This window comes from Dactylosporangium fulvum, from assembly GCF_025137375.1.
GTDB lineage: Bacteria > Actinomycetota > Actinomycetes > Mycobacteriales > Micromonosporaceae > Dactylosporangium > Dactylosporangium fulvum.
In genome coordinates this window covers 4428191-4453255 of record NZ_CP073720.1, presented here as the reverse complement: position 1 = coordinate 4453255, position 25065 = coordinate 4428191, and the positions used below count along the sequence as shown (strand labels likewise).

Below are 25065 nucleotides of genomic sequence, written 5' to 3'. Positions count from 1 at the left end.
TCAGTATCTGCCGAGGCTACGGCTGATGACGAGGCGTTGGATCTGGTTGGTACCTTCGAAGATCTGCATCACTTTGGCCTCCCGCATGTAGCGTTCGGCGGGAAAGTCCTTGGTGTAGCCCGCGCCTCCGAGGACCTGGACGGCGTCGGTGGTGACGCGCATGGCGTTGTCGGTGGCGACCATCTTGGCGATCGAGGCCTGCCGAGAGAACGGCCGTCCGGCGTCTCGAAGACGCGCCGCCGCCAGGTAGGTCGCCCGGGCCGACTCGACGGCGGCGGCCATGTCGGCGAGCAGGAATGCCAGGCCCTGATGGTCGATAATGGCCTTGCCGAAGGTCTCGCGCTCCCGGGCGTACCGCACGGCGACGTCGAGCGCCGCCTGCGCGACGCCGGTTGCCGCGGCGGCGATACCGAGGCGTCCGGAATCCAGGCCGGCGAGGGCGATCGGCAAGCCCTGGCCCTCCACACCGAGGCGCCGCCCGGCCGGAACGCGGACACCGTCGAACAGCATCGTCGCCGTAGTCGAGCCCGTCAGCCCCATTTTGTCCTCGGGAACGTCGGCGGTCAGGCCGGGCGTGTCGGCCGGCACGAGGAAGCAGGAGACACCCTTGCCGCCCGTGTCACTGGTCCGTGCCATGACCTTGTAGAAGTCCGCGTTGCCGCCGTGCGTGGTCCAGGCCTTGGCGCCGGTGATGACGTACTCGTCGCCGTCGCGTACCGCCTTCGTCCGCATCGCCGCCGGGTCCGAACCTGCGTGCGCCTCCGACAGGCAGTACGCCCCGAGGAGTTCGCCGCCGAGCATGTCGGGCAGCCAGCGCCGCTTCTGTTCCTCCGTGCCGGCGTGAAGCAACCCGAAGCACGCGAGCGTGTGGACACTCACGCCGACGCCGACGCTTGCCCACGCCGCGGCGATCTCCTCGACGACCTGGAGGTACACCTCATACGGCTGGCCGGCACCGCCGTACTCCTCCGGATACGGCAGGCCGAGCAGACCCGCACGGCCGAGCGTGCGGAACACGTCTCGCGGGAACGACGCCGTCTTCTCGCATGCGTCGACCCGTGGCCGGAGGTCCCGCTCGACGATACTGCGGGTCAGGTCGACAAGATCCGCCGACTCCTGGGTCGGCATGAGCCGTTCGACGGGCACGAAGTCCTCCTGTTCGTGGCTGTTCGGGGCTGTTCGAGGCTGTTCCTGTGCCGGGGCGTCCGGGAGGTCAAAGGATCGCAAGACCGGGCTCGGCGAGCACGGCTGCGGTGTCGGCGAGCAGCTCGGAGCCCTGCTGCCCGTCCATCACCCGGTGGTCGAAGGAGAGCGCGAGTTGGAGCACCGAGCGCGGCTCGATCCGTTCGCCGCGTTCGTCCTCGACCACCCACGGCATCCGCCGGATGGCTCCGACGGCCAGGATCGCGGTCTCCCCCGGGTTCAGGATCGGGGTGCCGGTGTCGACCCCGAAGACGCCGACGTTGGTGATCGTGGTGGTGCCGCCGCTCATCCGCTCCGGCGGGGTCTTGCCGGCCCGGGCGGTGGCTGCCAGCTCGTTGATCGCGACCGCGAGCTCGCGCAGGCCCAGGGCGTGCGCCGCCCGGATGTTCGGCACCACCAGCCCGCGCGGGGTGGCCGCGGCGATCCCGAGGTTCACCGCCGCCGGGACGACGATCTCCTGGGACGCCTCGTCCCAGTGCCCGTTGGCGATCGGTGTGCGGCCGACGGCGATCAGGTAGGCGCGCGCGACGAAGGCCAGCGGGGTGAGCTTCACGTCACGGAACTCGCGGCGCTGCTGGACCCGGTCCTTGAGGCGGATCGTCTCCGTGACGTCGACGGTGACGAACTCGGTGACGTGCGGTGCGGTGAACGCCGAGGCCACCATCGCCGCCGCGGTGTGCTTGCGGACTCCCTTGATCGGATAGCGGGTGACATCGCCGTCCGGGACCGGGCTCGGGGCGGCCGGGGCCGCTCCGTTCTCCGCCGCCCCGAGCACGTCGGCGCGGGCCACGATCCCGTCCGGCCCGGTCGGTACCACCGCGGCGAGGTCGACGCCGAGCACCTGGGCCAGCTTGCGCACCGGGGGTTTGGCACGCGGCTTCTCCGCCGCCGGGACGACCGCCGGGACGGCACCAAGGACCGCACCACCACGGCGGCGCTGGCGTCCCTCGCTCTCCCGGGCGCCGTAGCCGACGAGCAGCTTCGGCTCTTCCGCGGATACCGCCGTGGTAATGCCGATGATCGCCGTGCCGACGGCGACCGTCTCCCCGGCCGCCACCAACAGCTCGGTGACCGTGCCGGCGAACGGCGAGGGCAGTTCCACGACGGACTTGGCGGTCTCGATGTCCACGATGATCTGGTTGACCTCGACGACGTCCCCGACCGCGACGTGCCAGGCAACGATCTCCGCCTCGGTGAGGCCCTCCCCCACGTCGGGAAGATGGAACTGCTCGGTGCTCATGGCGTCTTCCTCCGGTCGGCGTTCGGGCGCTCAGTACGCATAGCTGGCATCGCAGGCGTCGAGGACGCGGTCCAGGCCGGGAAGCCACTCCTCCTCCAGCCGGCTCGCCGGGTACGGGGTGTCGTAGCCGGTGACCCGCAGGATCGGCGCCTCCAGTTCGTAGAAGGCGTCGGCCAGCACCCGGCTGGCCAGCTCGGCCCCGATGCCGGCGCTCTGCGCGGCCTCGTGGGCGATCACCAGCCGGCCGGTCCGGCGCACCGAGGCGGTCACCGTCGCGTCGTCGATCGGCGACAGCGAGCGCAGGTCGATCACCTCGACCGAGCGGCCCTCCTCGGCCAAGGCGTCCGCGGCCTTCAACGCGACCGGTACCAGCGCTCCATAGCCGACCAGGGTCAGGTCGGTGCCGGGACGCACCACGGCGGCACTGTTCAGGTCCGGCGGCGCGGCCGCGGTGTCGATCTCCCCCTTGAGCCAGTACGACTTCTTCGGCTCCAGGAATATCACCGGGTCGTCGGACCGGATCGCGGCCCGCAGCAGGTGGTAGGCGTCGTGCGCGTTCGACGGGCAGACCACCCGCAGCCCCGCGGTGTGGGTGAAGTACGCCTCGGGCGACTCGCTGTGGTGCTCGATCGCGCCGATGCCGCCGCCGACCGGGATCCGGATCACGACCGGGAGCGCGATCGCGCCCTCGGACCGGTGCCGGTACTTCGCCAACTGGGTGACGATCTGGTTCATCGCCGGGAAGACGAACCCGTCGAACTGGATCTCGCAGACCGGCCGGTAGCCGGCCATCGCCAGGCCGATCGCGCTGCCGACGATGCCGGCCTCGCCCAGCGGCGCGTTGACGACGCGGAGCGCGCCGAAGTCCTTCTGCAGCCCGTCGGTGACGCGGAAGACACCGCCGAGGGCGCCGATGTCCTCACCGATGAGCATCACCTTTTCGTCCGCCTCCATGGCGTTACGCAGGCCCCGGTTCAAGGCATGTGCGATAGCGGTGGTGCTCACGCGTGCTCCTTCTCGCCGGCCGCGACAAACGCCAGGTGGGCCTCCAGCTGCCGGGCGAGCTCGGGGGTGAGCTCGGTCAGCGTGTTGACGAACGGGTCCGCGGGCGCGGGGACCGGCAGCCGGCGGCACCCGGTGCGCAGCCGCTCGCCGAGCGCGTCGGACTCGGCCTGCAGGTCCGCCAGGAACGCCTCGTCGATGCGGGCGTCGCCGGCGGCCTCTGAGGTCAGGTACGCACGAAGCCGGTCGATCGGATCACGCTGGGCCCAGTACTCGTTCTCGTCTCTGGAGCGGTAGCGCAGGTCGTCGTCCGAGGTCGTGTGCGGGTTCAGCCGGTAGGTGACCGCCTCGATCAGCGTCGGACCACCGCCCTGCCGGGCCCGGTCGAGGGCCGCCGTGGTGACCGCATGGCTGGCGATGACGTCGTTGCCGTCCACCCGGACGCCGGGGAACCCGAAGCCGCGGGCACGGTCGGCCGCCGGAATCCTGCTCTGGGTCGCGTACGGCGCGGAGATCGCCCACTGGTTGTTCTGGCAGAAGAAAACCACCGGCAGGTCCTGGGTCGCGGCCCAGACGAACGCCTCGTTGGTCTCGCCCTCGCTCAGCGCGCCGTCGCCGAGGAAGACCAGCACCGCCCGGTCGCGGTCGGCGTCCCCGGTGCCCACCGCACCGTCCCGGACCAGGCCCATCGCGTAGCCGACCGCGTGCAGGTTCTGCGCGCCGATCACCAGCGTGTAGAGGTGGAAGTTCCGTTCCCGCGGGTCCCAGCCGCCCATGGTGGTGCCGCGGAAGAGGCCGAGCAGGTTGACCGGGTCCACCCCCTGGGTCCAGGCGACGGCGTGTTCGCGGTAGGTCGGGAAGACGACGTCCTGTGGCCGGATCGCGTAGCCGGCGCCGACCTGGGCGCCCTCCTGGCCGAGCATCGAGGGCCACAGCCCGAGCTCGCCCTGGCGCTGCAGTGCGATCGCCTCGGTGTCGATCCGGCGGGCGAGCACCATGTCCCGGAGAGCGCCGCGCAGGTCGAGCGCGCCTGGCCCGGTCGGCACCCGATGGTGCGGGGTCAGCCGTCCGTCCGGGGACAGGACACTCCACGGATCGTGCGTCGCGCCGTCCGGTTCAGTCATCGTCTTCTCCTCGCTGAGGCGTGCGTGGAAGAAGGATTTCGGCCCGGTGCGCCGTGAGCAATATTCGCGCATCGGTCCGATCAGGAATGCACATTCCCTTCCGATAGACTGCCCTGGAGGCCATCCATCGTGCGCGCAGCGCTTGATCTTTGCGGAGACCAGAAATGCTGGACGACGTCGACCGGGCCATCGTGGAGGTCCTGCGGACCAACGCGCGGACCCCGGTGAGCGAGATCGCCCGCCGGGTCGGACTCTCCGCCGCACCCGTGTCACGCCGGATCGAACGACTCGAGCGCAACGGCGTGATCAAGGGCTACGTGGCCGTTGTCGACGACCAGGCGGTCGGCGGCTTGGACGCGTTCACCGAGGTCCGGCTGATCGGCAGCGTCGACACCGCCGAGATCGAGAAGATCGCCCGTGACATCCCCGAGGTGCGGCAGTTCTTCACCATCGCCGGCGACCCGGACGCGATGCTGCGTTTCCGCGTGGAGAACGTCGACCACCTGCAGCGGGTCGTGAACGCGATTCGGCGTTCCGGCAAGGTCTCCGGGACCAAGACCCTGATCGTGATGAACTCCTGGGACCGGGCCGCCGAGAACGTCGCCGGAGAGGCTTGAGGTCCGCCGAGACGTCGCCGCGGATCAGGTCAAGTGCCGCGCATGGCGGGCAACGACCCGGAACGCAAGCAGTCGCCGCCGTCGGTGAACGCCGGCAGGTAGCGGCGGCCGGTCAGGAATCGTGATCGCGCTGGAGGACGCCGATCATCCCCTGCAGGTAGTCCTTGTGTCTCGTCTCGGCCAGGCTCACCAGGGTCTCGACCCGAACGACGCCGGGGATCTCCCAGATCTCCTCCAGCAGGACCTTGCGCAGGTGGGTGGAGTCGCGCACCCGCAGCCGCGCCAGCAGGTCCATCGAGCCGGTGACCACGGAGACCTGCTCGACTTCGCGGATCTCGTGCAGCGACTTCAGCACGGTTGCCTGGTTGGAGGCGGCGACGATGGAGGCGAAGACCTGCATCGGGAAGCCGAGCGCACCCCAGTCGACCTCGGCCCGGTAGCCGCGGATGACGCCCTCCCGTTCGAGGCGGGCGATGCGCTCGCCGACGGTTGGGGCGGAGATGCTCAGCTCCCGGGCGATCTTGCGTTGGCTGGCCCGGGCGTCTCGGGCGAGCAGGTTGAGCAGCCGGAGGTCGATCGCGTCGAGGTCGGCTTTCTGGGAGTCGCCCAGCACGAACTCGGTCATGTTGGTTCGCTCTCGGTCGCCCGCAGCGGAATCTGGACTCGCCATACCAGCATCTCCTTCATGTCGTGCCGCACGCCGCTCGCAGATGCGATCGTCCGCCGCTGAGTATGCACGTCATCTCGTGGATCATGCGGCGGCGAAGTGGCAAGCGGCCCAGTGCCCGGACCGGACCTCGCGCAGAAGGGGCTCTTCGAGTGCACAGACGTCCTGGACCTTCCAGCAGCGAGTCCGGAACCTGCAACCGCTCGGCGGGTCGAGCGGACTGGGCAGTTCCCCCGAGAGGACGATCCGCTCGCGCCCGCCGGTCTCGCCTGACGGGATCGCCGAGAGCAGTGCCTCGGTGTAGGGCATGAGCGGGTCCGCGTAGAGCGTGTGCGCATCGGCCAACTCCACCAGCTTTCCGAGGTACATCACGCCGACACGGTCACTCACGTGCTCGACCACTGCGAGGTCGTGCGAGATGAAGAGGTACGCCAGGCCCAGGTCCTGTTGCAGGTCACGCATCAGATTGAGCACCTGCGCCTGGACTGACACGTCCAGAGCCGAGACCGCCTCGTCGGCGATGACCAGCTTCGGATTCATCACCAGCGCACGCGCGATACCGATACGCTGCCGCTGGCCGCCGCTGAACTGGTGCGGATAGCGCCGCAGCTGGTCGCGGCGCATACCCACCCGGTCGAGCGCCTCCACCACCCGCTCGGTCCGTTCGCCGCGACCGACGCCCTGGACGGCCAGGCCCTCGCCGACGATCCGCTCGACCCGCATCCGCGGGTCCAAGGAGCTCATCGGGTCCTGGAAGATCATCTGTACCTTCGCACGGGTCCGCTGCAGCTCACGCGAACTGAGCCGGGTGATGTCCCGGCCCTCCAGCTTGATCGACCCGGACGTCGCCCGCTCCAGGTTCACGATCGTGCGCCCGAGGGTGCTCTTGCCGCAGCCGGACTCCCCGACCAGGCCGAGGGTCTCGCCGGCGCGCATGGCGAACGACACCCCGTCGACCGCCTTCACGATGCCGCGCGACCGGCCGGCGCCGTCGACGTTCTTCACCGGGAAGTGCGTCCTGACGTCCTGAAGCTCCAGGAGCGGGACCTCAGACATGCCGCACCGCCGCGCCCGGGACGCCGGCGGCGTCTCCATGCAGCCAGCACGCGACCGATCGTCCGTCTGGGAACTGGACCACGGGTGGCCTTTCCTCGCACTTGGTCATGACATTTTTGCACCGGTTGGAGAAGGGGCAGCCGCGCGGCATGTCGGCCGGCGACGGCACCGCCCCCGGGATGGTCGCGAGCTTCTCCCCCTTGGTCCCGGCCGAGGGCACGGATCCGAGCAGCCCGATCGTGTACGGGTGCAACGGATCGGCGAGCAGCAGGGAGGCGGGCGCGTGCTCCATCACCCGCCCGCCGTACATCACGATGACGTCGTCGCAGACCTCGGCCACCACGCCCACGTCGTGGGTGATCAGCACGATCGCCGTGCCGACCCGGGTACGCAGCTCTTTGATCAGGTCCAGGATCTGCGCCTGGACGGTCACGTCGAGCGCGGTGGTGGGCTCGTCGAGCACCAGCAGGCTGGGATCGTTGGCCAGCGCGATCGCCAGGACCACACGCTGCCGCATGCCGCCGCTCAGCCGGTGCGGGTACTCGTGGAAACGCCGTTCCGGCGACGGGATGCCCAGCTGCCCGAGGAGCTCGACGGCCCGCGCTGCCGCGCCGGACCTGGAGACGTCCTGGTGCTCACGGATCGCCTCCACGATCTGGGGGCCGATCCGCTGCACCGGGTTCAGGGCCGTCATCGGGTCCTGCAGGACCAGGCCGATCTCCTTGCCCCGCAGCGCACGCATCGACTTCCCGGACGCGTGGGTGATGTCCTGGCCGCGGAAGCGGACCGAACCGCCGGTGATCCGGCCTGGCGCCGGGATCATCCCGACGACCGACATCGCGGTGATGCTCTTCCCCGAGCCCGACTCGCCGACCAGGCCGACGCTCGCGCCGGGCGCGACCGAGAAGCTCACCCCGTCGACGACGGTGACGTGCCCGTGGCCCATCGGGAACTCGGCCACCAGGTCCACGACGTCCAGGACGGGAGCGGGCCCATTCACCGCGCGCCTCCGGACCGCGTCCCTCGGGCACCCCGGTCGACCCGCAGTTTCCCGGCCTGCATCACCATCTCCACGTCGCGCAGCCTGCGCAGGTCCCCGAGCGGATCGCCGGCCACTGCCACCAGGTCTGCGGCCAGGCCCGGTACGACGCGCCCGGCCTCGTCCGCGAAGCCGAGGACATCGGCAGCCAGCCCGCTCGCCGCATGGACGGCCTCGACGGCGCTCATGCCGCCTTCGGTCATCAGCCACAGTTCGTCGGGCAGGCTGTCGAACTCGGTGAAGCGCCAGCCCGCGTCGGTTCCCGCGATGAACGGCACCCCGAGCGACCGCATCCGCCCGAACTGGTCCAGCGTGTCGCCCAGCATCCGGTCCCATCGGTCCCGCTGCAGGCGCTGCTCGGCGTCGGGCTTGTCGATCGCGTCCACGGACCGCACCACGTCGTGCCCGACCACCAGCGTCGAGGTCACCGGGATGCCCGCCGCCGCCAATCGCTCGGCGACCCGCGGCGAGTACTCCTGGTGCTCGAAGTCGACCAGGAACAGGCCGTGCTCGATGCCGTCGACGCCGGCCTCGAGCGCGTCCTCGAGCGACTCGGTGCAGACGGTGTGGGTGGTCACCTTCAGCTCGAGCCGGTGCGCCTCGTCGGCGATCGCCCTGAGCTCGGCCCGGGTGAAGGCCGGCCGGTGCACCAGGGTGCCCTTCGTGCCTCCGCCCGAGCCGATCACCTTGATCCAGTCGGCGCCGGCCTTCTTCAGCTGCCGTACCGCCGTCCGGACCCCCTCGACGCCGTCCACCTCGCCGCCGAGCGGCCAGCCGTGACCACCGGAGATGGTCAGCGGGTGGCCGCAGACGAGGAGCCGGGGAATGCGCCCCCGGCCCAGCTCGGCGGCCCGGCGTAGGTCGAAGACGGTGCTGCCCCGGGAGCCGGTGTCACGAAGGGTCGTGATGCCGGCCTCCAGTGCGATCCGGGCGGCATGGTCGGCGGCCGCGACGAACACGCCGTCGCTCTCCCGCGACCAGGTCTCGAACTCGGACCCGTCCCCCGGAAGGTTCAGGTGCACGTGCGCATCGGTCAGTCCCGGCAGCAGCGTGCAGCCGGCGAGGTCCAGGACCCTCGTTCCCGGGCGCTCCGCGCCGTCCGGCAACCGACCCTGGTGGACGGCGACGATCCGGCCGTCCTCGACGAGCACCACCGGGTCGTCGACGACGGCACCCCCGGTGCCGTCGATGAGCCGATCGGCGCTGACCACCCAGGACGTGCCCGCCGTGCCCGCGCGCGGACTCATCGGGAGACCCCGGCGAAGTGGAAGAAGCCGCCACCGGACGTGACCAGGCCCTTGATGCTCTTGTCCATCAGGATCAGGTCCTGCTCGGGGCGCTCCGGCAGCAGCAGCCCGAGCTCGAGGATCCGCTTCTGGGCGTCGACGTAGAGGGATTTGCGACGCTCCACGTCACTGGTCGACGCGGCCTCGTCCAGAAGCGCGTCGAGCTGCTTGTCCGCGACCTTGCTCCAGTTGAAGAACGCGCCGCTGACGAACCACTGGTTGAGGATCACCGGGTCGAGGGAGACGAAGGACGACGGCGTGATGTTGTTCTTGCCCTGGTCGCCGGCCTCGAGGTACGCCGCACGTCCCTGCAGCTCGATCTTGGCTTCGATGCCGCCGTCCTGGAGCTGCGCCTGGATCGCCTCGGAGACGCTGACGTACTGCGGGACGTCGGAGAACGCGCCGATCGACAGGGACAGCTGCTTGCCGTCCTTCTCCCAGAACTTGCCGGAACGGCGCCAGCCGGCACCCTCGAGCAGCTCGGCCGCCTTCTTCGGGTCGTGCGGGTACAGCGACTCGAGCGACTTGTCGTAGCCGAAGGTGCCGGGCTGCAGGACGGTGTTGCTCGCCGGGAAGGCACCCGATTCGGCCAGCTGCATGACCGCCTTACGGTCGATCATATAGAGGATCGCCTGCCGAACCGCCAGGTCGTCGGTCGGGAACCGCGAGGTGTTGATCGAGGCGAAGTGGCCCATGCCCGGCGCGCCCTTGGCGACCGCCTGGTACTTGCCCTCGAGCGACTTGTAGATCGCGCCGGGCACCTTCTGCACGATCTGCGACTGTCCCGACTGCAGGGCGGCGACCCGCGCCTGCGGGTTGGGCGCGATCTTGAACACGATCGTGTCGGGGCCGGAGTCACCGAACCCGGCCGCCTTGGGAGCCCACGTGTTGTCCTTGTTCGACTTCAGCACCACGCTCTCGTTGGCGGTGAAGCTGTCCAGCCGGTAGGGGCCGGTACCGACCATCTCCGAGGACATCTTGGCGCCGTGCTCCGCGATCGCTTTCGGGGACTGGATGCCGAGGTACGGCGAGCTCACGTTGGTGAGCAGCGGCGCGAACGGCTTGTCGCAGGCGATCTCGACGACGAACTCGGCGACCGCGGACGCCTTCTTGCAGGTCCCGAGCTGCTGGACGGCGACGGTCGACTTCGTCTCCGGGGCGGTGATGTACTCGATGTTCTTCACCACGGCCTCGGCGTTGAATTTGGTGCCGTCGTGGAAGGTCACGTCGTCGCGCAGCGTGAACGTGTACGTCTTCCGGTCGGCGGAGATCTCCCATTTGGTCGCGAGCCAGGGCGTCACCTCGGCGTCGGGGGTGAGCCACACCAGCCGGTCGAAGATGTTCGCGATGATCGATCCGGTGTTGTCCTGACTGGTCACCGCCGGGTTGAGCGGAGCCGGGTTGTCGGCCCAGGCGATCGACAAGGTCGTGAGCGGGCCGTCCGAGGATCCGGAGCCGCCGCAGCCGGCTGCCGCGGCTGCGATCGCGGCGACGCCCATCGTGCTGATGAGTTGTTTGCGGATTCTGAACATGTGGATTCCCAACGGTTGGTAGTTGAGGGGAGTTGGTCGAACACATCCGAGGCGGGGGTCTCGGAGCCTCAGCGACGAGACAGGGCGGGATCGAGCGCGTCGCGGAGACCGTCGCCGACCAGATTGACGGCGACCACGTAGGCGGACAGGAAGACGCCGGGGAACACCGTGAGCCACCACGCGAAGGCGATGTAGTCCTGGCCTCCGCTGAGCAGCACACCCCACTCCGGGCTCGGCGGCGAGACGCCCATGCCGAGGTAGCCGAGCGCGGCGATCCACAGTGCCGCGAAGCCCGTCCAGGTGGTGGTCATCACCAGGATTCCGGAGCGAATGTTGGGGAGCACGTGGGTCCACGCGATCCGCAGCTTCGACGCGCCGAGCACGACCGCGGCGTCGACGTAGGCGCGTTGCCGGATCTCGGCAGTGGCGCCCTCGACCATCCGGGCGTAGGCGGGCACCGCTACCAGCGCGACGGCCAGGACTCCGTTGCGCAGACCCGGACCGAGCACCGCGCCCGCGGCCAGGGCGAGCAGGATCCCCGGGAAGGCGAGCAGCAGGTCGACGATCCGCATCAGCACGAATCCGACCGGGCCGCCGTACAGGCCGGCGACCAGGCCCATCGCGGTTCCGACGATCCCGCCGAGGATCACGATGACCAGGCTCGCGCCGACCGTCGCGCGGCCGCCGTAGACCACCCGGGAGAGCAGATCCCGCCCGAAGGAGTCGGTGCCGAACAGGTGCTCCGTCGAGGGCGGTTGGAAGGTGCTGCCCGGATTGCTGAGCTTCGGGTCGGCCAGGCCGAACACCGGCGCGACCACGATGAACAGCAACACGACGCCCAGGATGAGCAGGCCCAGTGACAGGCTCCGGTGCGCGAGCATCGCCCGCAGCCGGGCCGGAGCGCTCGCGGTCGGCAGCAGCGCGCCCTGGGCGAGGTCGGGCTGGACGGGACCGGACGTGGGCGGGCTCATGCGCGGCCTCGCAGGACTCGGGGGTCGAGGACCGGATAGAGCAGGTCGACGGCCAGGTTGATCAGCGCGTACATCAGGCAGGTCAGCAGGACGACGGCTTGGACCGTCAGGTAGTCGCGCGCGAGGATCGAGTCGACCAGCAGTCGCCCGAGTCCCGGCCGAGAGAAGATCATCTCCACCATGACCGTGCCGGAGAGCACGCTGCCGACCTGGAGGCCGGTGATGGTCAGCACCGGCAGTACCGCGTTGCGGGCGGTGTGCCGCGTCAGCACCCGGCGCTCGCTGATCCCCTTCGCGCGTGCCGTCACCACGAAGGACTGCCGGTGTGCCTCGATGACGCTGGACCGGACGAAGCGGCCGATGTAGCCCACGCCGCCCAGCCCGAGCGTGATCCCCGGGAGGATCGCCCCGGACAGGCCGGTGCCGCCGAGCACGTCGAAGATCGGGATCTGCACGCCGAAGAGCAGCAGCAACAGCAGTCCGAGCCAGAACGAGGGGATCGAGAGCAGCAGCACCGAGGACCCCATCAGCACGGTATCCGCGACCGAGCCCCGCTTCAGCGCCGCGATCATCCCGACGGCGACGCCGCCGACGAAGGCCACCACGAGCGCGACCACGGTGAGCTGCAGCGTCGGCACCACGTTCGCGACGATCAGCTCCGAGACCGGCTTCTGCTGGCTGAAGGACCGGCCGAAGTCGCCGTGGAGCACTCGCCCGAGCCACCGGAAGTACTGCACCGGCACCGAGTCGTCGAGGCCGAGCTCATCCCTGATGCTCGCCAGCATCTCCGCGTCACCGCCGCTGGTGCCGAGCAGCACCCGGGCCGGATCGCCGGGGATGAGGCGGATCATCGCGAAGACGATGACGGAGACACCCACCAGGAGGCCGCCGACCGCCCCGAGCCGACGGGTCACGTAGCCGATCATGTGGAGGCCCGGTACTCGCGTGGGTCGGAGATCAGCCCGTAGTGCTGGGGACGGCGGTCCTGGAGGAGATTGAGGCCGAAGAAACCCTCGGTGCGCGCGCGCAGGATCTCTTCCCCCAGATCGGCGGACCAGGTGACCACACCTTCCTCGTCGGCCAGCTCCGCGACCACGATGCCGAACGGATCGACGATCTGGCTGTGCCCCCAGTAGTGGAGATCGCCCTCGGTCTGGCACTGGTTGGAGACAAGCAGCCAGGACTGGTTGAAGAAGGCGTTGGCCTTCGCGGCCAGGTCCATGCTGATGCCGTGGTAGTCGTTCGACCGGTCCGAGCCGCGCATCGGCCAGGCGGTGGACATCAGCAGCACCGTCGCACCCTGGAGCGCGAAGACCCGGGCGAGCTCCGGGAAGGCGAGGTCGTAGCAGATCATGCTCGCCCCGGTGGCGAAGCCGAGGTCGAAGACGGGGGTACGCTCGCCCGGTCCGAAGTAGACCGCCTCGGCCGGGTTGTGCACCTTCCGGTACGACCCGATGACGCCGTCCGGGCCGACGATCGCGGTGCTGTTGAAGACCAGGTTGCCGTGCAGGGCCTTCTCGGCCAGCCCGAACTGGACGACCATCCCGTGCCGCGCCGCTCGCTCCTGCACGGCCTGGGTGCTGGGGCCGGGGATCGGCTCGGACTCGTGGAAGTAGTACCGCTTCTGCGCCACCATCCGCTCGTCACCGAGACCGAAGGAGAAGTCCGCGAAGCCCTGCAGGCACATCTCGGGCAGGACCAGGACGTCGGCGTCCTGCGCGGCGGCCTCGTCGACCAGTTCGAGGATGCGCCGCAGGTTCGCCGTCTTGTTCCGCGTCACCTTCATGTTGGCGACGGCAAGGACCGTGTCCGTCATCGGTCAGCTCCCCTCAGGGCTGCCTCCGGGGGCGATCCGGCCGACCTCGCCGGAGACGCCGCAGATCACCTTGCTCATCGAGAATCTCGCTCCTGTCGTATGCGCGCCCCAGGCAGGCGTGTCTGCTGATATGTGTGATCCGACGCGGCGAGCGCGTCGCAGTGCTCGTGGCGGCGGCAGGGACTCCGTGTCACGCCGACCGCCCGAGCCCGCCGGCGACGTCGATCGCGGTCCCGGTGATGTACGAGGCCCGGTCGCTGGCCAGGAAGGCCACCACTCCGGACACCTCGGTGACGTCGCCGAACCGGCCCAGCGGGATCTCCGTCGCCGCCAGCTGGTCGAGGAACTCGTCGCGAGGCCGGTCCGGCGCCTTGCGCTGCCACAAGGAGTCCCACTGCGGGGTGGCGATCAGGCCGACGTTCACGGCATTGACCAGGATCCCGGCCGGGCCGTACTCCTGTGCCAGCACCTTGGTCAGGTTGTGACACGCCGCCCGGGTCACCGAGCTCGCGAAGAACGACGCATCGGGATTGCGCGCGTAGACGGCGCCGATGTTCACCACCCTGGGCGCCACCGACTTCTTCAAGTGCGGTATCGCCTCCCGGACGACGTTGAGCTGGGCGAAGAGCTTGATCTCGATGTCGCGCTGCCATGCCTCGTTGGACAGCTCCTCGAACGACCCCGCGGTGGCGCCGCCGGCGTTGTTCACCACGATGTCCAGACCGCCATGCGCGGCGACCGCAGCGCCGACCAGCGCGCGCACCTGCTCCGCGTCGGTGACGTCGCAGGCCTGGGCGTGCACCCGCCCGCCGCCGTCGGCCGCGAGGCGTTCGGCCGCGGCATCGAGGTCGGCCGCGGTGCGAGCGCAGATGGTGACGTCGACGCCTTCGCGGACCAGTTCCTGGGCGACCGCGAAGCCGATGCCCTTCGTGGCGCCGGTGACCAGGGCCCGGCGCCCCTCGAGTCCTAGCCGCACAGTTCGGAGGAGGCGGCGATCGCCGCGTCGGCCTGCGAGAGCAGGGTCTGCCGCGGGGGGTTGAAGAAGTCCACCTGAACGCATGGCACGTCCAGGGTGTGCGCGCCGTGCGGCACCCAGGACGGCACCACGGCGACGTCGCCGGGGCGCATCAGCCGGGTGTGCCCGTTCAGCTGGAAGTGCAGCTCGCCCTCGAGCACGAGCACAATCTGCTCCTCCTCGTGGGTGTGCAGGGGCGCCTCGGAGTGCGGCGCGTAGGTCACGAAGTTCAGCAGCGTGTTCGAGCCCAGGATCGGCTGGAACGACAGCCCCGGGAGGATCTCCACCGGGTCGATCGCGGTGCGGTCGACGTATCGACCCGTCTCGGTCGGAGTGCCGATCGCCTCGACAGCGAAGTGGGTCGCCGGGTCATTCATGAGTGTCTCCTGGGTTCGTGATCTGAGTCTGGGAGGAGTTGGTGGGACCTTTCAACTGAGTGCCCGGAGAGGCTTACACACTGACGTTCGCCAGTCAACAGGCGTCTGGGGTTTACAGACGTTTTGATCTCACTCTACTGTTCTTACGGACGCGAAGTTCGACATTCCCTCGACACCACGACCGCCCCTCCCGCGCACCGGCACGGGAGGGACATCGATGTGCGCCCGAACCGCGCCCGCACGCCTCTCGAAAGGACATCCGCAGTGACCCTTCCACCGCCCCTGATGCTGGAGACCAGCGAGCAGCTGGTGACCTGCAAGGACGAGTCGACCGGCCTCCGCGCGGTCATCGCCATCGACAACACCGTGCTCGGGCCCGGACTCGGCGGCATCCGCTACCGTCCCTACGCGGACCTGTGGTCGGCCGGTGTCGAGGCGCAGCGGCTCGCGGCTGCGATGACACTCAAGAACGCGATAGCCGGCGTTCCGTTCGGCGGCGCGAAGTCGGTCGTCGTCCAGGACGGCCCGCCGCCGCGCGGGCGGGACGCGCTGTTCCGCCGGTTCGGGGAGTTCGTCGCCCGGCTCGGCGGCACCTACATCCCCGGCGTTGACATGGGCACCAGCTCGCACGACCTGCGCACGGTCGGCTCCGCGGGGGCGGAGGTCTCCTGCACCGACGTCGACCCGTCCCCCTGGACCGCGCTGGGCGTCTTCCACTCCATCGCCGCGGCCGCCCGGCACCACCTCGGCACCGACGGCCTCGGCGAGGTCCGGGTGCTGGTGCAGGGCGTGGGCCATGTCGGCGCACGCCTGGCCGAGCTGCTCACCGAGGCCGGCGCCGACGTGCTCGTCAGCGACGTGGACCAGGCTCGCGCGGAGGAGGTCGCCGGCCGGCTGGGCGCCGGGACCGTGGCACCGGGCGAGGTCACCACAACCGCGTGCGACGTCTTCGCACCGTGCGCCACCGCGCGCGTGATCACCCACGAGAACCTTGCCGACCTCCCGGCGAAGGTGGTCGCGGGCGGCGCGAACGACACCCTCGAGGACGAGGGCTGCGCCGACGAACTGCACGCCCGCGGCGTGCTCTACGTCCCGGACTTCGTCGCCAACGGCGGCGGCGTCATCCACGTGCAGGCGATGCGGTCCGGCTGGGACGACGCCCGGACGACCGCGGCGATCGTCCGCATCGGCGACCGGGTCGGCGAGCTCGTCGAGCAGAGCAGGACGGCCGGCACCACCCCGCTCCAGGCAGCGCTGACCAAGGCCCGTGAGCTCGTCACCGTTACGGAAGGATCCTGACCGTTGGACGCCGTCACCGCACCCCCGGCACCGCGCAACGAAACTGTCCGCCAGTACCGGCCCGGCAGTCCGGAACGGGTCGCCCTCGAAGTGGCGCTCCGCGATCTCCAGGGCGGAACCGCGGACCTGCCCTGCACGATCGGCGGGGTGAGTCGCCTCGGCTCCGGCACCCGCTTCGAGGTCACCCGGCCCGATGCCCACCGGCAGGTCCTCGGCGTCCTCGGCGAGGCAACCGAGACCGACGCCACGGAGGCCGTCCGGACGGCCTCCGACGCGGCCGAGGAGTGGTCGGCACTGCCCTTCGACGACCGCGCGGCCGTATTTCTGAAGGCCGCGGACCTCCTCTCCGGGCCGTGGCGAGCGACGCTGACCGCCGCGACGATGCTCGGCCAGTCGAAGACCGCGGTCCAGGCCGAGATCGACGCCGCCTGCGAGCTGGCGGACTTCTGGCGGTTCAACGTCCACTTCGCCCGGGAACTGCTCGCCGAACAGCCGGCCGCGCACCAGCCGGGCGAGTGGAACCGGCTGGACCACCGCCCCCTCGACGGCTTCGTCTACGCCGTCACGCCCTTCAACTTCACCGCGATCGCGGCCAACCTGCCGACCGCACCGGCGCTGATGGGCAACACCGTGGTCTGGAAGCCGGCCCCGACGCAGACACTCGCCGCCTGCCTCACGCTGCGGCTGCTGGCGGAGGCCGGCCTGCCTCCTGGGGTGATCAACCTGCTCACCGGCACCGGCGCGGCGGTGTCTTCCGTCGTCCTGGCCGATCCGCGACTCGCCGGCATCCACTTCACCGGGTCCACGGCGACCTTCAAACACCTGTGGCGGAGCGTGGCGGCCAACCTCGACGGCTACCGTGCCTACCCCCGGCTGGTAGGTGAGACCGGCGGGAAGGACTTCGTCGTCGCGCACTCGAGCGCGGACCCGCAGGCGCTGATCACCGCGCTCCTGCGTGGCGCGTTCGACTACCAGGGGCAGAAGTGCTCGGCGGCCTCACGCGCCTACCTTCCCGCGTCCCTGTGGGCCGGCCTCAAGGACGAGCTGATCGGCGCCACCGAGGCGCTCACCATGGGCCCGGTCACCGATCTCGGCAACTTCCTGGGGGCGGTGATCGACGACCGGTCGTTCGCACGCAACCGAGCGGCGCTCGATCGTGCCCGCGCGGTCGACGGAATCGAGATCCTCGCCGGCGGCAGCTACGACGACGCCGATGGCTACTTCATCCGTCCGACGATCCTCAGCTGCGCCGATCCCGGGGACGAGATCTTCAGCACCGAGTACTTCGGGCCGATCCTCGCCGTCCACGTCTACCCGGACGACGACTTCGAGGGCGCGCTGCGCCAGGCGGACGAGGCGACGCCTTACGCGTTGACCGGGTCCGTCTTCGCCCGGGACCGCCGGGTGATCGCGGCCGCCACCGCCCGCCTACGCCGCTCGGCCGGCAACTTCTACGTCAACGACAAGCCGACCGGCGCCGTCGTCGGACAGCAACCGTTCGGCGGCTCCCGGATGTCGGGCACCAACGACAAGGCCGGCGCCGGTCACAACCTGCGGCGCTGGGTCTCGCCCCGGTCGATCAAGGAGACGTTCGTGCCGCCGGTCACGCACGGATACCCGCACATGGAGGCGTGACGAAGCAATTGCGCTCGCTCAAGCCAGGACAGGAGACGGTGCGGCGCAAGGGTAGCCTGTAGAGCATCACGGAACCATTTCGAGAACGCGTCGTCGCGCGATCCGCGCCACCTCGCTGACTGCGAGGTGTTCTGCCTGCGGCCTCTGCGCGTGTGGCGAGATGCTGGAGGGGGCGGCCGCTGATGCGGGCACGCCTGCTGTCGTTCTCGGCGCGTACGGAGCCGCTGCCGTTGCCGCTCGGGTTGCTGTTCGCCGCAGTGCTGATCGGGGCGGAGACACTCGCGCTGTTCCCGCTGCACGGCACCGCTCATCAGGATTCCCGGGGTGTGGTGTACCTCGTTGGCGTCCTGATCGTCTCAGCCGTGTGCGGTGCCGCGCTCGGCGTGCTGACGGCGCTGGCCAGCGCCGTCGCTTACAACTACTTCCACGTCCCGCCGTTCGGCACGTTCGATTTCTCCGCCGGCGAGGACCTGCAGGACGTGGCTGTCTTCTTGGTGGCCGCCGTGCTGGTCAGCGGTCTGGCAAACCTCGCCCGCAAACACGCCGCCGAGATATCCGACCGACGCCAGGAGGCCGACCTCGGTGCCGACCTGGCCCACGTGCTCCTCGGCACCGATGACCTATACCCCGCGCTGGACACCGCCGCACAACGAATCGCCCGAACATTCCAGATCCCCTGGGCCGCGATCGAACTCGACATGCGCACCAGCGACGGTCGCCGGGCCGCCTTCCCGCTGTACTCCGGGATGACCGCCCTGGGCACCCTGCTGCTCCCGGCCGACCTGCCCGAACCCACCCTGCAACGCCTACGAGAACGGATCGTCCCCACACTCGCGGCTGTGCTCTGTGCCGCGCGGGAGCGCGAGTCGAGCCGCGAGCAGTCCACGCTCCTCGCTGAACAGCAGGCCGCGCTACGCCGGGTGGCGACGCTGGTCGCGCACGGGGCCGCGCCGGCCGAAGTGTTCGACGCCGTGGCCGAGGAGATCGGCCGTGTCCTCGGTCCCTACTCCACGGCGCTGTACCGCTACGAGCTCAACGGCACCGTCACCAGAGTGGCCGGCACGAAGGACCTGAACCTGGCCGAGCAGTCATTCCCGGTCCAGGGCGAGTCGCTCTTCCCGATCGTGCTGCGGACCGGCGCCGCGGCCCGGATAGCCTCGTACGAGCACGCCACAGGGCCCAACGCCGAAATCGCCCGCCGTGAAGGCTACCGCTCAGGAGTCGGTGTCCCGCTCGTGGTCGAGGGCCGTATCTGGGGCTTGGCCGTCGTCGTGACGACGAGGCCGGAGCCGTTGCCGGCCAACACCGAAACCCGCATGGCCGACTTCACCGAACTCATCGCGACCGCGATCGCCAACGCCGAGACCCACGCCGAGCTCACCGCGTCCCGCGCCCGCATCGTCGCCGCCAGCGATGAGGCCCGCCGCCGCATCGAACGTGACCTGCACGACGGCGCACAGCAACGTCTCGTCGCACTTGGCCTCCAGATGCGAGTCGTGGAGGAAGCACTGCCCGCCGGCCTCGACTCCGTTCGCCACGACCTGTCGCAGGTGGTGGACGACCTGACCGGCGTCCTTCACGACCTGCAAGAGCTCTCACGCGGCATCCACCCGGCCATCCTCTCCAAAGGCGGACTCGGCCCAGCCGTCAAGGCCCTTGCCCGCCGCAGTCCCACGCCCGTCGACCTCACCCTGGCCGTCGACCGGCGACTCCCCGAACCGGTCGAGGTCGGCGCCTACTACGTCGTGTCCGAAGCCCTCACGAACACCGCCAAACACGCCAACGCGAGCCTCGTCCGCATCAACCTCGAAGCCGGCGACACCTGCCTGCGGATCTCGGTGCGTGACAACGGCATCGGAGGCGCCAGTACCGACAGCGGCTCAGGACTCATCGGCCTCCGCGATCGCGTCGCAACGCTCGGCGGCCGCCTGGACATCGTCAGCCCGACCGGCCACGGAACGGCACTCTTGGTCGAAATCCCGATCGACAGCGATTAGACGCGAACACCAGCAGTGCGCAATGCCTCGACCGACCTGATCCGTGGCCGCTCTGCAGTCGGCGTTCGCCGGCCTCCGGTTCCCGGCCGGTCACCCCGGGAACGGCAGACGCGGCTCCCCCAGGCCACCGGAACTACGGTCCGATCCACGCCTTCAGTTCGCACAACACGGTGGCCATCCACGTGGCCGCCGGCCAGCGTCCGGAGGGACGGCTGACGAAGGAGGCGGTCTCGCGGATCGCCCCGCGGTCCAACGGGTGGCGCCGACGCTGTCAGCGCATCTGGCGAGTGAGAATCGAGCGTCTAACGATCATTGATCATTGTGCGGATCCGGTCGTCGGACCGCCGGACTCCCATCACGGTCGGCGCCCCGCCTGTCGCCGGCCGGACTCGTGATCGCGGAGGCGCGGCGTTGCCGCGCGGGCCCCGGCCGGCTTGTGGCTCATGATCGCGATGCGTTCGCGATCACACCGAGCACAGTTTCATGATCACGGAGACTTGGTGCACCCCTGGGAGCCTGTTGCGCAATTCGCTGGGACAGCGTCGGCAACCCAACTTTTCATGATCCGGAAGACTTGACGCCGAATAGCAGCGCAAAGTCTTCCGGATCATGAAATTCAAGGAACAGGCTCACTCCGAGCCGGCGCCCCACAGATGGCTTGGGGCGAGCCGCTCAGGCCATGAGGCAGACCTGCCGACTTGAAGCTCGACAAGCCCGCGACGGGCAGCGAATCGCAAACCGAGCGACGAACAGCACCGTGCCGCTGGACCGGAACCGAGCCGCGCCGAGTCAGGGCCTTGCTCAGAGCTCGTTCTTGAAGATATGCCCCTGCTTCATGACCAGCTTCAGGTTCGTCTCCGGCGTGGTCAGCACGCGGATGTCGGTGAGCGGGTCGCCGTCGACCACCAGGAGATCCGCGTAGGCGCCGACTGTCACGACCCCAAGCTCCCCGGCCCGCCCCAGCACCTCCGCGCCGACCACGGTCGCCGAACGGATGACCGCGTCGGCGGGCTGAACCTCGGAACGGATCACGAACTCCTCGAGCTGCTGGTCATGCATGTCCGCAAACAGATCCGTGCCATAGGCGATCTTGAGACCGGAACGGTGTGCCAGCTCGAGCGCGCCGATGGCATGGTCGAGCACGTCGAGGAGCTTCGCACCGACATCCCCGTGCAGGTGACCCTTCTCCCCCGCGCGTGCCAGAGCGTGGTACGTCACGATCGTGGGCACGTAGAACGCATCGTACTGGTGGAACAACGGGATGCTGCTCTCGTCCATGAGGTTGCCGTGCTCAATGGTCCTGACGCCGCATTCGAGTCCACGGTTGATGGCTCGGGAGGTGTACGCATGTCCGGCGACATAGATGTTCGCGGCGGCGCATTCCTCGACCATCGCCCGCAGCTCCTCGAGGGAGAACTGGGTCGAGTCGACCCTGTCGGAGGGTGAGTCGACCGCACCGCTGAGGTAGGCCTTGATGTGGTGTGCTCCTCGGCGCACCTCCTCACGGACCGCACGGCGGACCTCGCTCACCCCGTCGCAGATGACGCCGATCGCCGGTGCGTAGTAGTTGCTGTCGTAGACCTGCCTGGAGGGCGATCGCCAGTCGCCCGCCCCACCCGTCTGCGTGAGCTGCTTGCCCCCGTAGAAGACCCGCGGTCCGGGGAAGTAGCCCTCTTCCACGGCACGCGCGAGGCCGAGATCGCCGCCACCCACGTCGCGGATGGTGGTGAAGCCGCGTCGCAGCATTCCGTCCAGCGCCCGCGCCGCGCGGGCGGCTACGTACGTCGGCGGCCACTCGGCCATCCCCGTGACGTCCATGTCCACGACGGCCGGGTGGGTGTGGCAGTCGATGAGTCCGGGCATGAGCGTCATACCCGCCACGTCGATCACCAGAGCGTCGTGGCGCGGCGAAGGCCGCGACGAGTCGATGTCGATGATCCGTCCACCCTCGACGACTACCGTCCGGTCTGGGATGAGCTGACCCTCGACAGGATCCAGGATCGTGGCGTTGCGAAAGATGGTCGTATGCATGGAGTACACCCTGGTGATTGGTAGGAAGCTGAAACGGTCATTCGTCGCGATCGGTCGGCGAGCCTGCTAGTGGCTGGAGCCTCGGACCCGAGGTCTTGCGAGAAGGCCCATCGCTCGCGAAGTGCCTGGCGCGGAAGCGTGCAGGAGTCGGCTTGTACGCACAGCACGTCGAGGGTATTCGCGGAACGACCACGACGTCACTCGGGCGTGCCGATGAGCGGCTGGAACCGAAGGCCCGGCAGGATCTCCACCGCGTCGAACGCCGCACGGTCGACGTGCCGTCCAACGTCAACCGACATGCCGCCCGGGCTCGTCGCAAAGTGCGTCGCCGCATCGTTCATGGCTTCCTCCCTGGGTGAGCAGTCGAGTGGAGTTGCTAGCCATCGCCTGTCAATCGACTGATGCAGACCAAAACACACTGACACTTGCCAGTCAAGTCCGACGGGCGATTTACAAATGCACGCTCAAGCGCCTATGGTCCTTACGGATGCGCATCGGCCTTTCCGGAGTTCGCCGTGCCGATCACCTGTCGCACTGCCGCCCACGCGAAGAAGTCGCGCAGCCCGGCGGCCGGGCCCGGCCAGGCCGACGACACCGCTACGCCAACACGATCGGCGTAGCGAGCGGCCGGCACGGGCAAGCTCCCGCCGGACCCCCTGTCCGATGAAGCGCCGTCAATGTAACGAGACGATAACAGCAAGCATCTTGCATCGGGCGACGTCGTTGGCCGGGTGTCGGAACCAAATGCTGATGGAGGTCCGGACTTCATGACAGGATGCACGACCCGACGCCTGAGTGGTGCCGCCGCAGCGGCCGTGACGGGGCTGTGCGTAGTGGTGACGCCGGTGGGAGTCGCGCAGGCGGCGCCGAGCTGCACGAACGGCTTCACCGCATCGGCTCAGACGGACATGCTGCGGCTACGGGTACTGGACCTGCCGGTGTTGCAAGACCAACCCCTGCTCGGCCTGAAGCTCCTGTCGGCCGGCGGCACCGTGGACAGCCGCGCCGCGCAGAACACCAGCGTCGCGCACGCCGAGTTCGCCGAGGCGCAGGCGCTGGGCCTCGACCCCGCCGAGGTGGCGACGTCGCGCAGCATCGCCTCCCCGTCCGGCGCGGCGGGCCCGCAGCAGAAGCAGCTGACGGCCGTCGATGTGCCCGGCCTGCTGAACGCCCAGGCCGGCACACTGATGTCGGACGCCTCGTGGCACCCGGGCTACCGGTGTGGACAGACCGGCCCGCTCACCCGCTCGCTGATCAACCTCGGGTCGGTGACGCTGCTGCCCGGTTCCAGCGGTCGCGTTACGGCGGCCCGTGCGGACGGATCCGCGACATCGGCGAGTCTGCTGCGGGTCGACACGCTCGGCGCCGCGCAGGCGATCACACAACTGGTGCGGCTGCCGGACGGGCATGTCGGTGTCGCCGCGGGGGCGGGCCCGTCCCTGGCGGGCGTGTCGCTGTTCGAAGGCACCAGGGCCGAGGTGTCCGTGAAGGTGGTCAGCGCGCCGAAGCTGAGTGTGATCGCCGCCGGTACCGCGGCCGGGTCGCTCGTGGACTACCAACCCGCGGTCCTGCAGGTCACTGCGGCGGGCCTCCCGGTGGCGGAGGTCTCGGCCCAGAAGCTCTCCGCGGGCATCGACGTCAACGCGTCGCTGCGCGGCAGGACGACCGGCCCGTCACTGTTGTCGGTGAACGTGTCCGTCGGTGAACTCGAACGGGCCGTCACCGACTCGGCGGTGAGCGCCGAGGCGGCCACCCTGCGGCTGCGGATCAGCCTCGGCAAGCTTGTCATCCTCGATGTCTCCCTCGGCTACCTGCAGGTGAAAGCCACCTCAGACAAACCGTGGACCGCGACCGTCGCGGAGAGAACGAGCAACGGCGGGCAATCCCGGCCAGATCAGCCGAGCGTCATCGTGGGCAGCCCCGTCGCGGCCGAATCGACGACGCCGCCACAGGACACCCGGACGCTCGACCCCGTCGCCGTCACCGAGCAGCAACCCCACCCGGCGAAATCAGGGCTGAAGGCCGGCTCGCTCGCGACCACGGCGTTGATCCTCGCGTCGGCCGGGGCTGCGTGGTTCCTGCTGGCCCGGCGCCACCGCCGGCGAACCTGACCGTTCGCCTGAGCGGTTGGCCAGAGGCTCTACCACGCCAAGCCCGGCCTGGCAGTACGAGCTGTGTCGACGTGCCGGTGAACGGCTTTGGCGCGTGGCCCTCGGTAGGGTTCACCCATGACGATGCCACGGGAGCAGCGGCGGGTGTTCGGCGAGGTCGCCGACGCCTACGACGACGTTCGGCCGGGCTACAGGGCCGAGATCCTGGATCTGATCACCACATACGCGGGCCGGATGCCGAGGACCGTGGTGGAGTCGGGCGCGGGGACAGGCAAGGGCACGGTGCTGCTGCGCAGCCTCGGCGTACCGCTGACCTGCGTCGAACCCGACCCGGAGATGGCCGCGCTGCTGACCCGCCGCTTCGACGGCGACGACCGGGTGTCGGTGGTGGTCAGCCGGTTCGAGGACTGGAATCCGCCGCCCGGCGGCGTCGACCTGCTGGCCAGCGCGCAGGCCTGGCACTGGGTCGACCACACCCGGCGCACCCGCCTGGCCGCCGAAGCGCTGGTTCCAGGCGGGGTGCTCGCGGTCTTCGGGCACGACTTCGGCTTCGCCGACGCGGGACTGCGCGCAGCGATGCACGCGGTGTACCTGCAGCATGCGCCGGAGATCGCCGACCGGCCGGGACGGCCGGTGCACACCCTCCACCCGGGCGCGTTCGACCCCGAGGAACTGCGCGGCTCATCGTGGTTCACCGACGTCGAGGAGCAGCAGGTCGAGACGGTCGTGTCGTACGACACCGCCCGCTACCTGACCCTGCTGTCCACGTTCTCCCCGCACCGGATGCTGCCCGAGCAGCAGCGGTCCCGCCTGCACCGAGCCCTGGCCGACCTCGTCGACGCACGCGGCGGCGTCGTCGAGCAGAAGCTGACCACAGGGCTGTGGCTGGCGCGCAGGCTCAGCTAGTGCCTCGTCACGGCGCGGATGCAACCCGCATCGTGGGCCGGGCTGACGTGGCCGACTCGCCGGCCTCGGAACCTCCGCAGGGCGAAGACCGAAGCGGCGTGGAGGAAGGCACCGCCGCCCACGAGTTGAGCGAGTCCCGCC

Annotated in this window: 22 protein-coding genes; 6 read left to right on the top strand and 16 right to left on the bottom strand. The window is 69.7% G+C overall.

Translation table 11 applies throughout. From position 1 onward, the window contains the following. From Dfulv_RS21015 to Dfulv_RS21000, 4 genes are all read right to left on the bottom strand, one after another. A complete protein-coding gene (locus Dfulv_RS21015; protein WP_259865895.1) occupies positions 1–1146 on the bottom strand; it encodes an acyl-CoA dehydrogenase family protein in 1146 nt (381 codons plus the stop codon). A 67-nt stretch (positions 1147–1213) separates the two neighbouring features. Continuing rightward, positions 1214–2443, bottom strand: coding sequence for a dihydrolipoamide acetyltransferase family protein (locus Dfulv_RS21010; RefSeq protein WP_259865893.1), 1230 nt, complete (start codon positions 2441–2443; stop codon positions 1214–1216). A gap of 30 nt (positions 2444–2473) precedes the next feature. Next, entirely contained in the window at positions 2474–3397 is a 924-nt protein-coding gene (locus Dfulv_RS21005) for an alpha-ketoacid dehydrogenase subunit beta (protein WP_259867820.1), read from the bottom strand. Positions 3398–3444: 47 nt separating this feature from the next. Next, on the bottom strand, positions 3445–4641 hold the full coding sequence (locus tag Dfulv_RS21000; RefSeq protein WP_406567978.1) for a thiamine pyrophosphate-dependent enzyme: 1197 nt from the start codon (positions 4639–4641) through the stop codon (positions 3445–3447). Between the two features lie 92 nt (positions 4642–4733). Here Dfulv_RS21000 and Dfulv_RS20995 point away from each other — a divergent pair, with 92 nt between their 5' ends. Next, positions 4734–5186 carry an Lrp/AsnC family transcriptional regulator gene (locus Dfulv_RS20995; RefSeq protein ID WP_259865889.1) on the top strand — a complete coding sequence of 151 codons (453 nt, stop codon included), beginning with the start codon at positions 4734–4736 and terminating at the stop codon, positions 5184–5186. Positions 5187–5298: 112 nt separating this feature from the next. Here Dfulv_RS20995 and Dfulv_RS20990 read toward each other — a convergent pair whose 3' ends face one another. From Dfulv_RS20990 to Dfulv_RS20945, 10 genes are all read right to left on the bottom strand, one after another. Next, positions 5299–5811: an Lrp/AsnC family transcriptional regulator gene (locus Dfulv_RS20990; protein WP_259865887.1), complete on the bottom strand. Its 513-nt coding sequence runs from the start codon at positions 5809–5811 to the stop codon at positions 5299–5301. A gap of 126 nt (positions 5812–5937) precedes the next feature. Continuing rightward, a complete protein-coding gene (locus tag Dfulv_RS20985; RefSeq protein ID WP_259865886.1) occupies positions 5938–6909 on the bottom strand; it encodes an ABC transporter ATP-binding protein in 972 nt (323 codons plus the stop codon). After that, positions 6902–7909, bottom strand: coding sequence for an ABC transporter ATP-binding protein (locus Dfulv_RS20980; RefSeq protein ID WP_259865883.1), 1008 nt, complete (start codon positions 7907–7909; stop codon positions 6902–6904). The genes Dfulv_RS20985 and Dfulv_RS20980 overlap by 8 nt, the downstream gene beginning before the upstream one ends. Further along, positions 7906–9195 carry an amidohydrolase family protein gene (locus Dfulv_RS20975; RefSeq protein WP_259865882.1) on the bottom strand — a complete coding sequence of 430 codons (1290 nt, stop codon included), beginning with the start codon at positions 9193–9195 and terminating at the stop codon, positions 7906–7908. The genes Dfulv_RS20980 and Dfulv_RS20975 overlap by 4 nt, the downstream gene beginning before the upstream one ends. Continuing rightward, on the bottom strand, positions 9192–10766 hold the full coding sequence (locus Dfulv_RS20970; protein ID WP_259865880.1) for an ABC transporter substrate-binding protein: 1575 nt from the start codon (positions 10764–10766) through the stop codon (positions 9192–9194). Before Dfulv_RS20970 ends, Dfulv_RS20975 begins: the two co-directional genes overlap by 4 nt. 68 nt (positions 10767–10834) lie before the next feature. Further along, positions 10835–11737 (bottom strand): ABC transporter permease, encoded by a 903-nt coding sequence (locus Dfulv_RS20965; protein WP_259865878.1) that lies wholly within the window; start codon positions 11735–11737, stop codon positions 10835–10837. Beyond that, the gene (locus Dfulv_RS20960; RefSeq protein WP_259865876.1) at positions 11734–12651 is read right to left on the bottom strand and encodes an ABC transporter permease; all 918 of its coding nucleotides are present in this window, start codon (positions 12649–12651) and stop codon (positions 11734–11736) included. Before Dfulv_RS20960 ends, Dfulv_RS20965 begins: the two co-directional genes overlap by 4 nt. Before the next feature lie 8 nt (positions 12652–12659). Beyond that, positions 12660–13553: a carbon-nitrogen hydrolase family protein gene (locus tag Dfulv_RS20955; protein ID WP_259865874.1), complete on the bottom strand. Its 894-nt coding sequence runs from the start codon at positions 13551–13553 to the stop codon at positions 12660–12662. A gap of 190 nt (positions 13554–13743) precedes the next feature. Continuing rightward, entirely contained in the window at positions 13744–14529 is a 786-nt protein-coding gene (locus Dfulv_RS20950) for an SDR family NAD(P)-dependent oxidoreductase (protein WP_259865872.1), read from the bottom strand. Beyond that, positions 14520–14945: a cupin domain-containing protein gene (locus tag Dfulv_RS20945; protein WP_259865870.1), complete on the bottom strand. Its 426-nt coding sequence runs from the start codon at positions 14943–14945 to the stop codon at positions 14520–14522. The genes Dfulv_RS20950 and Dfulv_RS20945 overlap by 10 nt, the downstream gene beginning before the upstream one ends. 264 nt (positions 14946–15209) lie before the next feature. Between Dfulv_RS20945 and Dfulv_RS20940 the strand changes: the two genes are divergently transcribed. The 3 genes from Dfulv_RS20940 to Dfulv_RS20930 all read left to right on the top strand — a co-directional run bounded on the left by Dfulv_RS20940 (position 15210) and on the right by Dfulv_RS20930 (position 19876). After that, positions 15210–16244, top strand: coding sequence for a Leu/Phe/Val dehydrogenase (locus Dfulv_RS20940; protein ID WP_259865868.1), 1035 nt, complete (start codon positions 15210–15212; stop codon positions 16242–16244). Positions 16245–16247: 3 nt separating this feature from the next. Further along, positions 16248–17879 (top strand): L-glutamate gamma-semialdehyde dehydrogenase, encoded by a 1632-nt coding sequence (gene pruA / locus Dfulv_RS20935; RefSeq protein WP_259865866.1) that lies wholly within the window; start codon positions 16248–16250, stop codon positions 17877–17879. Positions 17880–18061: 182 nt separating this feature from the next. Further along, the gene (locus Dfulv_RS20930; protein WP_259865864.1) at positions 18062–19876 is read left to right on the top strand and encodes a GAF domain-containing sensor histidine kinase; all 1815 of its coding nucleotides are present in this window, start codon (positions 18062–18064) and stop codon (positions 19874–19876) included. Between the two features lie 801 nt (positions 19877–20677). Here Dfulv_RS20930 and Dfulv_RS20925 read toward each other — a convergent pair. Next, positions 20678–21907 carry a metal-dependent hydrolase family protein gene (locus Dfulv_RS20925; protein ID WP_259865862.1) on the bottom strand — a complete coding sequence of 410 codons (1230 nt, stop codon included), beginning with the start codon at positions 21905–21907 and terminating at the stop codon, positions 20678–20680. A gap of 197 nt (positions 21908–22104) precedes the next feature. Then, positions 22105–22248, bottom strand: a complete 144-nt coding sequence (locus Dfulv_RS20920) for a hypothetical protein (RefSeq protein WP_259865860.1) — start codon at positions 22246–22248, stop codon at positions 22105–22107. A gap of 504 nt (positions 22249–22752) precedes the next feature. Here Dfulv_RS20920 and Dfulv_RS20915 point away from each other — a divergent pair. After that, entirely contained in the window at positions 22753–24018 is a 1266-nt protein-coding gene (locus Dfulv_RS20915) for a hypothetical protein (RefSeq protein WP_259865858.1), read from the top strand. A gap of 117 nt (positions 24019–24135) precedes the next feature. Beyond that, complete coding sequence (locus tag Dfulv_RS20910) at positions 24136–24924, top strand: class I SAM-dependent methyltransferase (protein ID WP_259865856.1); 789 nt, start codon at positions 24136–24138, stop codon at positions 24922–24924. Positions 24925–25065: the final 141 nt, after the last annotated feature.

Bases quoted from the DNA above. Each gene is read 5' to 3' on its own strand.
- Dfulv_RS21010 (WP_259865893.1), bottom strand. From the start codon at position 2,443: ATGAGCACCGAGCAGTTCCATCTTCCCGACGTGGGGGAGGGCCTCACC.
- Dfulv_RS21005 (WP_259867820.1), bottom strand. From the start codon at position 3,397: ATGGAGGCGGACGAAAAGGTGATGCTCATCGGTGAGGACATCGGCGCC.
- Dfulv_RS21000 (WP_406567978.1), bottom strand. From the start codon at position 4,641: ATGCGCGAATATTGCTCACGGCGCACCGGGCCGAAATCCTTCTTCCAC.
- Dfulv_RS20995 (WP_259865889.1), top strand. From the start codon at position 4,734: ATGCTGGACGACGTCGACCGGGCCATCGTGGAGGTCCTGCGGACCAAC.
- Dfulv_RS20990 (WP_259865887.1), bottom strand. From the start codon at position 5,811: ATGACCGAGTTCGTGCTGGGCGACTCCCAGAAAGCCGACCTCGACGCG.
- Dfulv_RS20985 (WP_259865886.1), bottom strand. From the start codon at position 6,909: ATGTCTGAGGTCCCGCTCCTGGAGCTTCAGGACGTCAGGACGCACTTC.
- Dfulv_RS20975 (WP_259865882.1), bottom strand. From the start codon at position 9,195: ATGAGTCCGCGCGCGGGCACGGCGGGCACGTCCTGGGTGGTCAGCGCC.
- Dfulv_RS20970 (WP_259865880.1), bottom strand. From the start codon at position 10,766: ATGTTCAGAATCCGCAAACAACTCATCAGCACGATGGGCGTCGCCGCG.
- Dfulv_RS20965 (WP_259865878.1), bottom strand. From the start codon at position 11,737: ATGAGCCCGCCCACGTCCGGTCCCGTCCAGCCCGACCTCGCCCAGGGC.
- Dfulv_RS20955 (WP_259865874.1), bottom strand. From the start codon at position 13,553: ATGACGGACACGGTCCTTGCCGTCGCCAACATGAAGGTGACGCGGAAC.
- Dfulv_RS20945 (WP_259865870.1), bottom strand. From the start codon at position 14,945: ATGAATGACCCGGCGACCCACTTCGCTGTCGAGGCGATCGGCACTCCG.
- Dfulv_RS20930 (WP_259865864.1), top strand. From the start codon at position 18,062: ATGCGGGCACGCCTGCTGTCGTTCTCGGCGCGTACGGAGCCGCTGCCG.
- Dfulv_RS20925 (WP_259865862.1), bottom strand. From the start codon at position 21,907: ATGCATACGACCATCTTTCGCAACGCCACGATCCTGGATCCTGTCGAG.
- Dfulv_RS20920 (WP_259865860.1), bottom strand. From the start codon at position 22,248: ATGAACGATGCGGCGACGCACTTTGCGACGAGCCCGGGCGGCATGTCG.
- Dfulv_RS20910 (WP_259865856.1), top strand. From the start codon at position 24,136: ATGACGATGCCACGGGAGCAGCGGCGGGTGTTCGGCGAGGTCGCCGAC.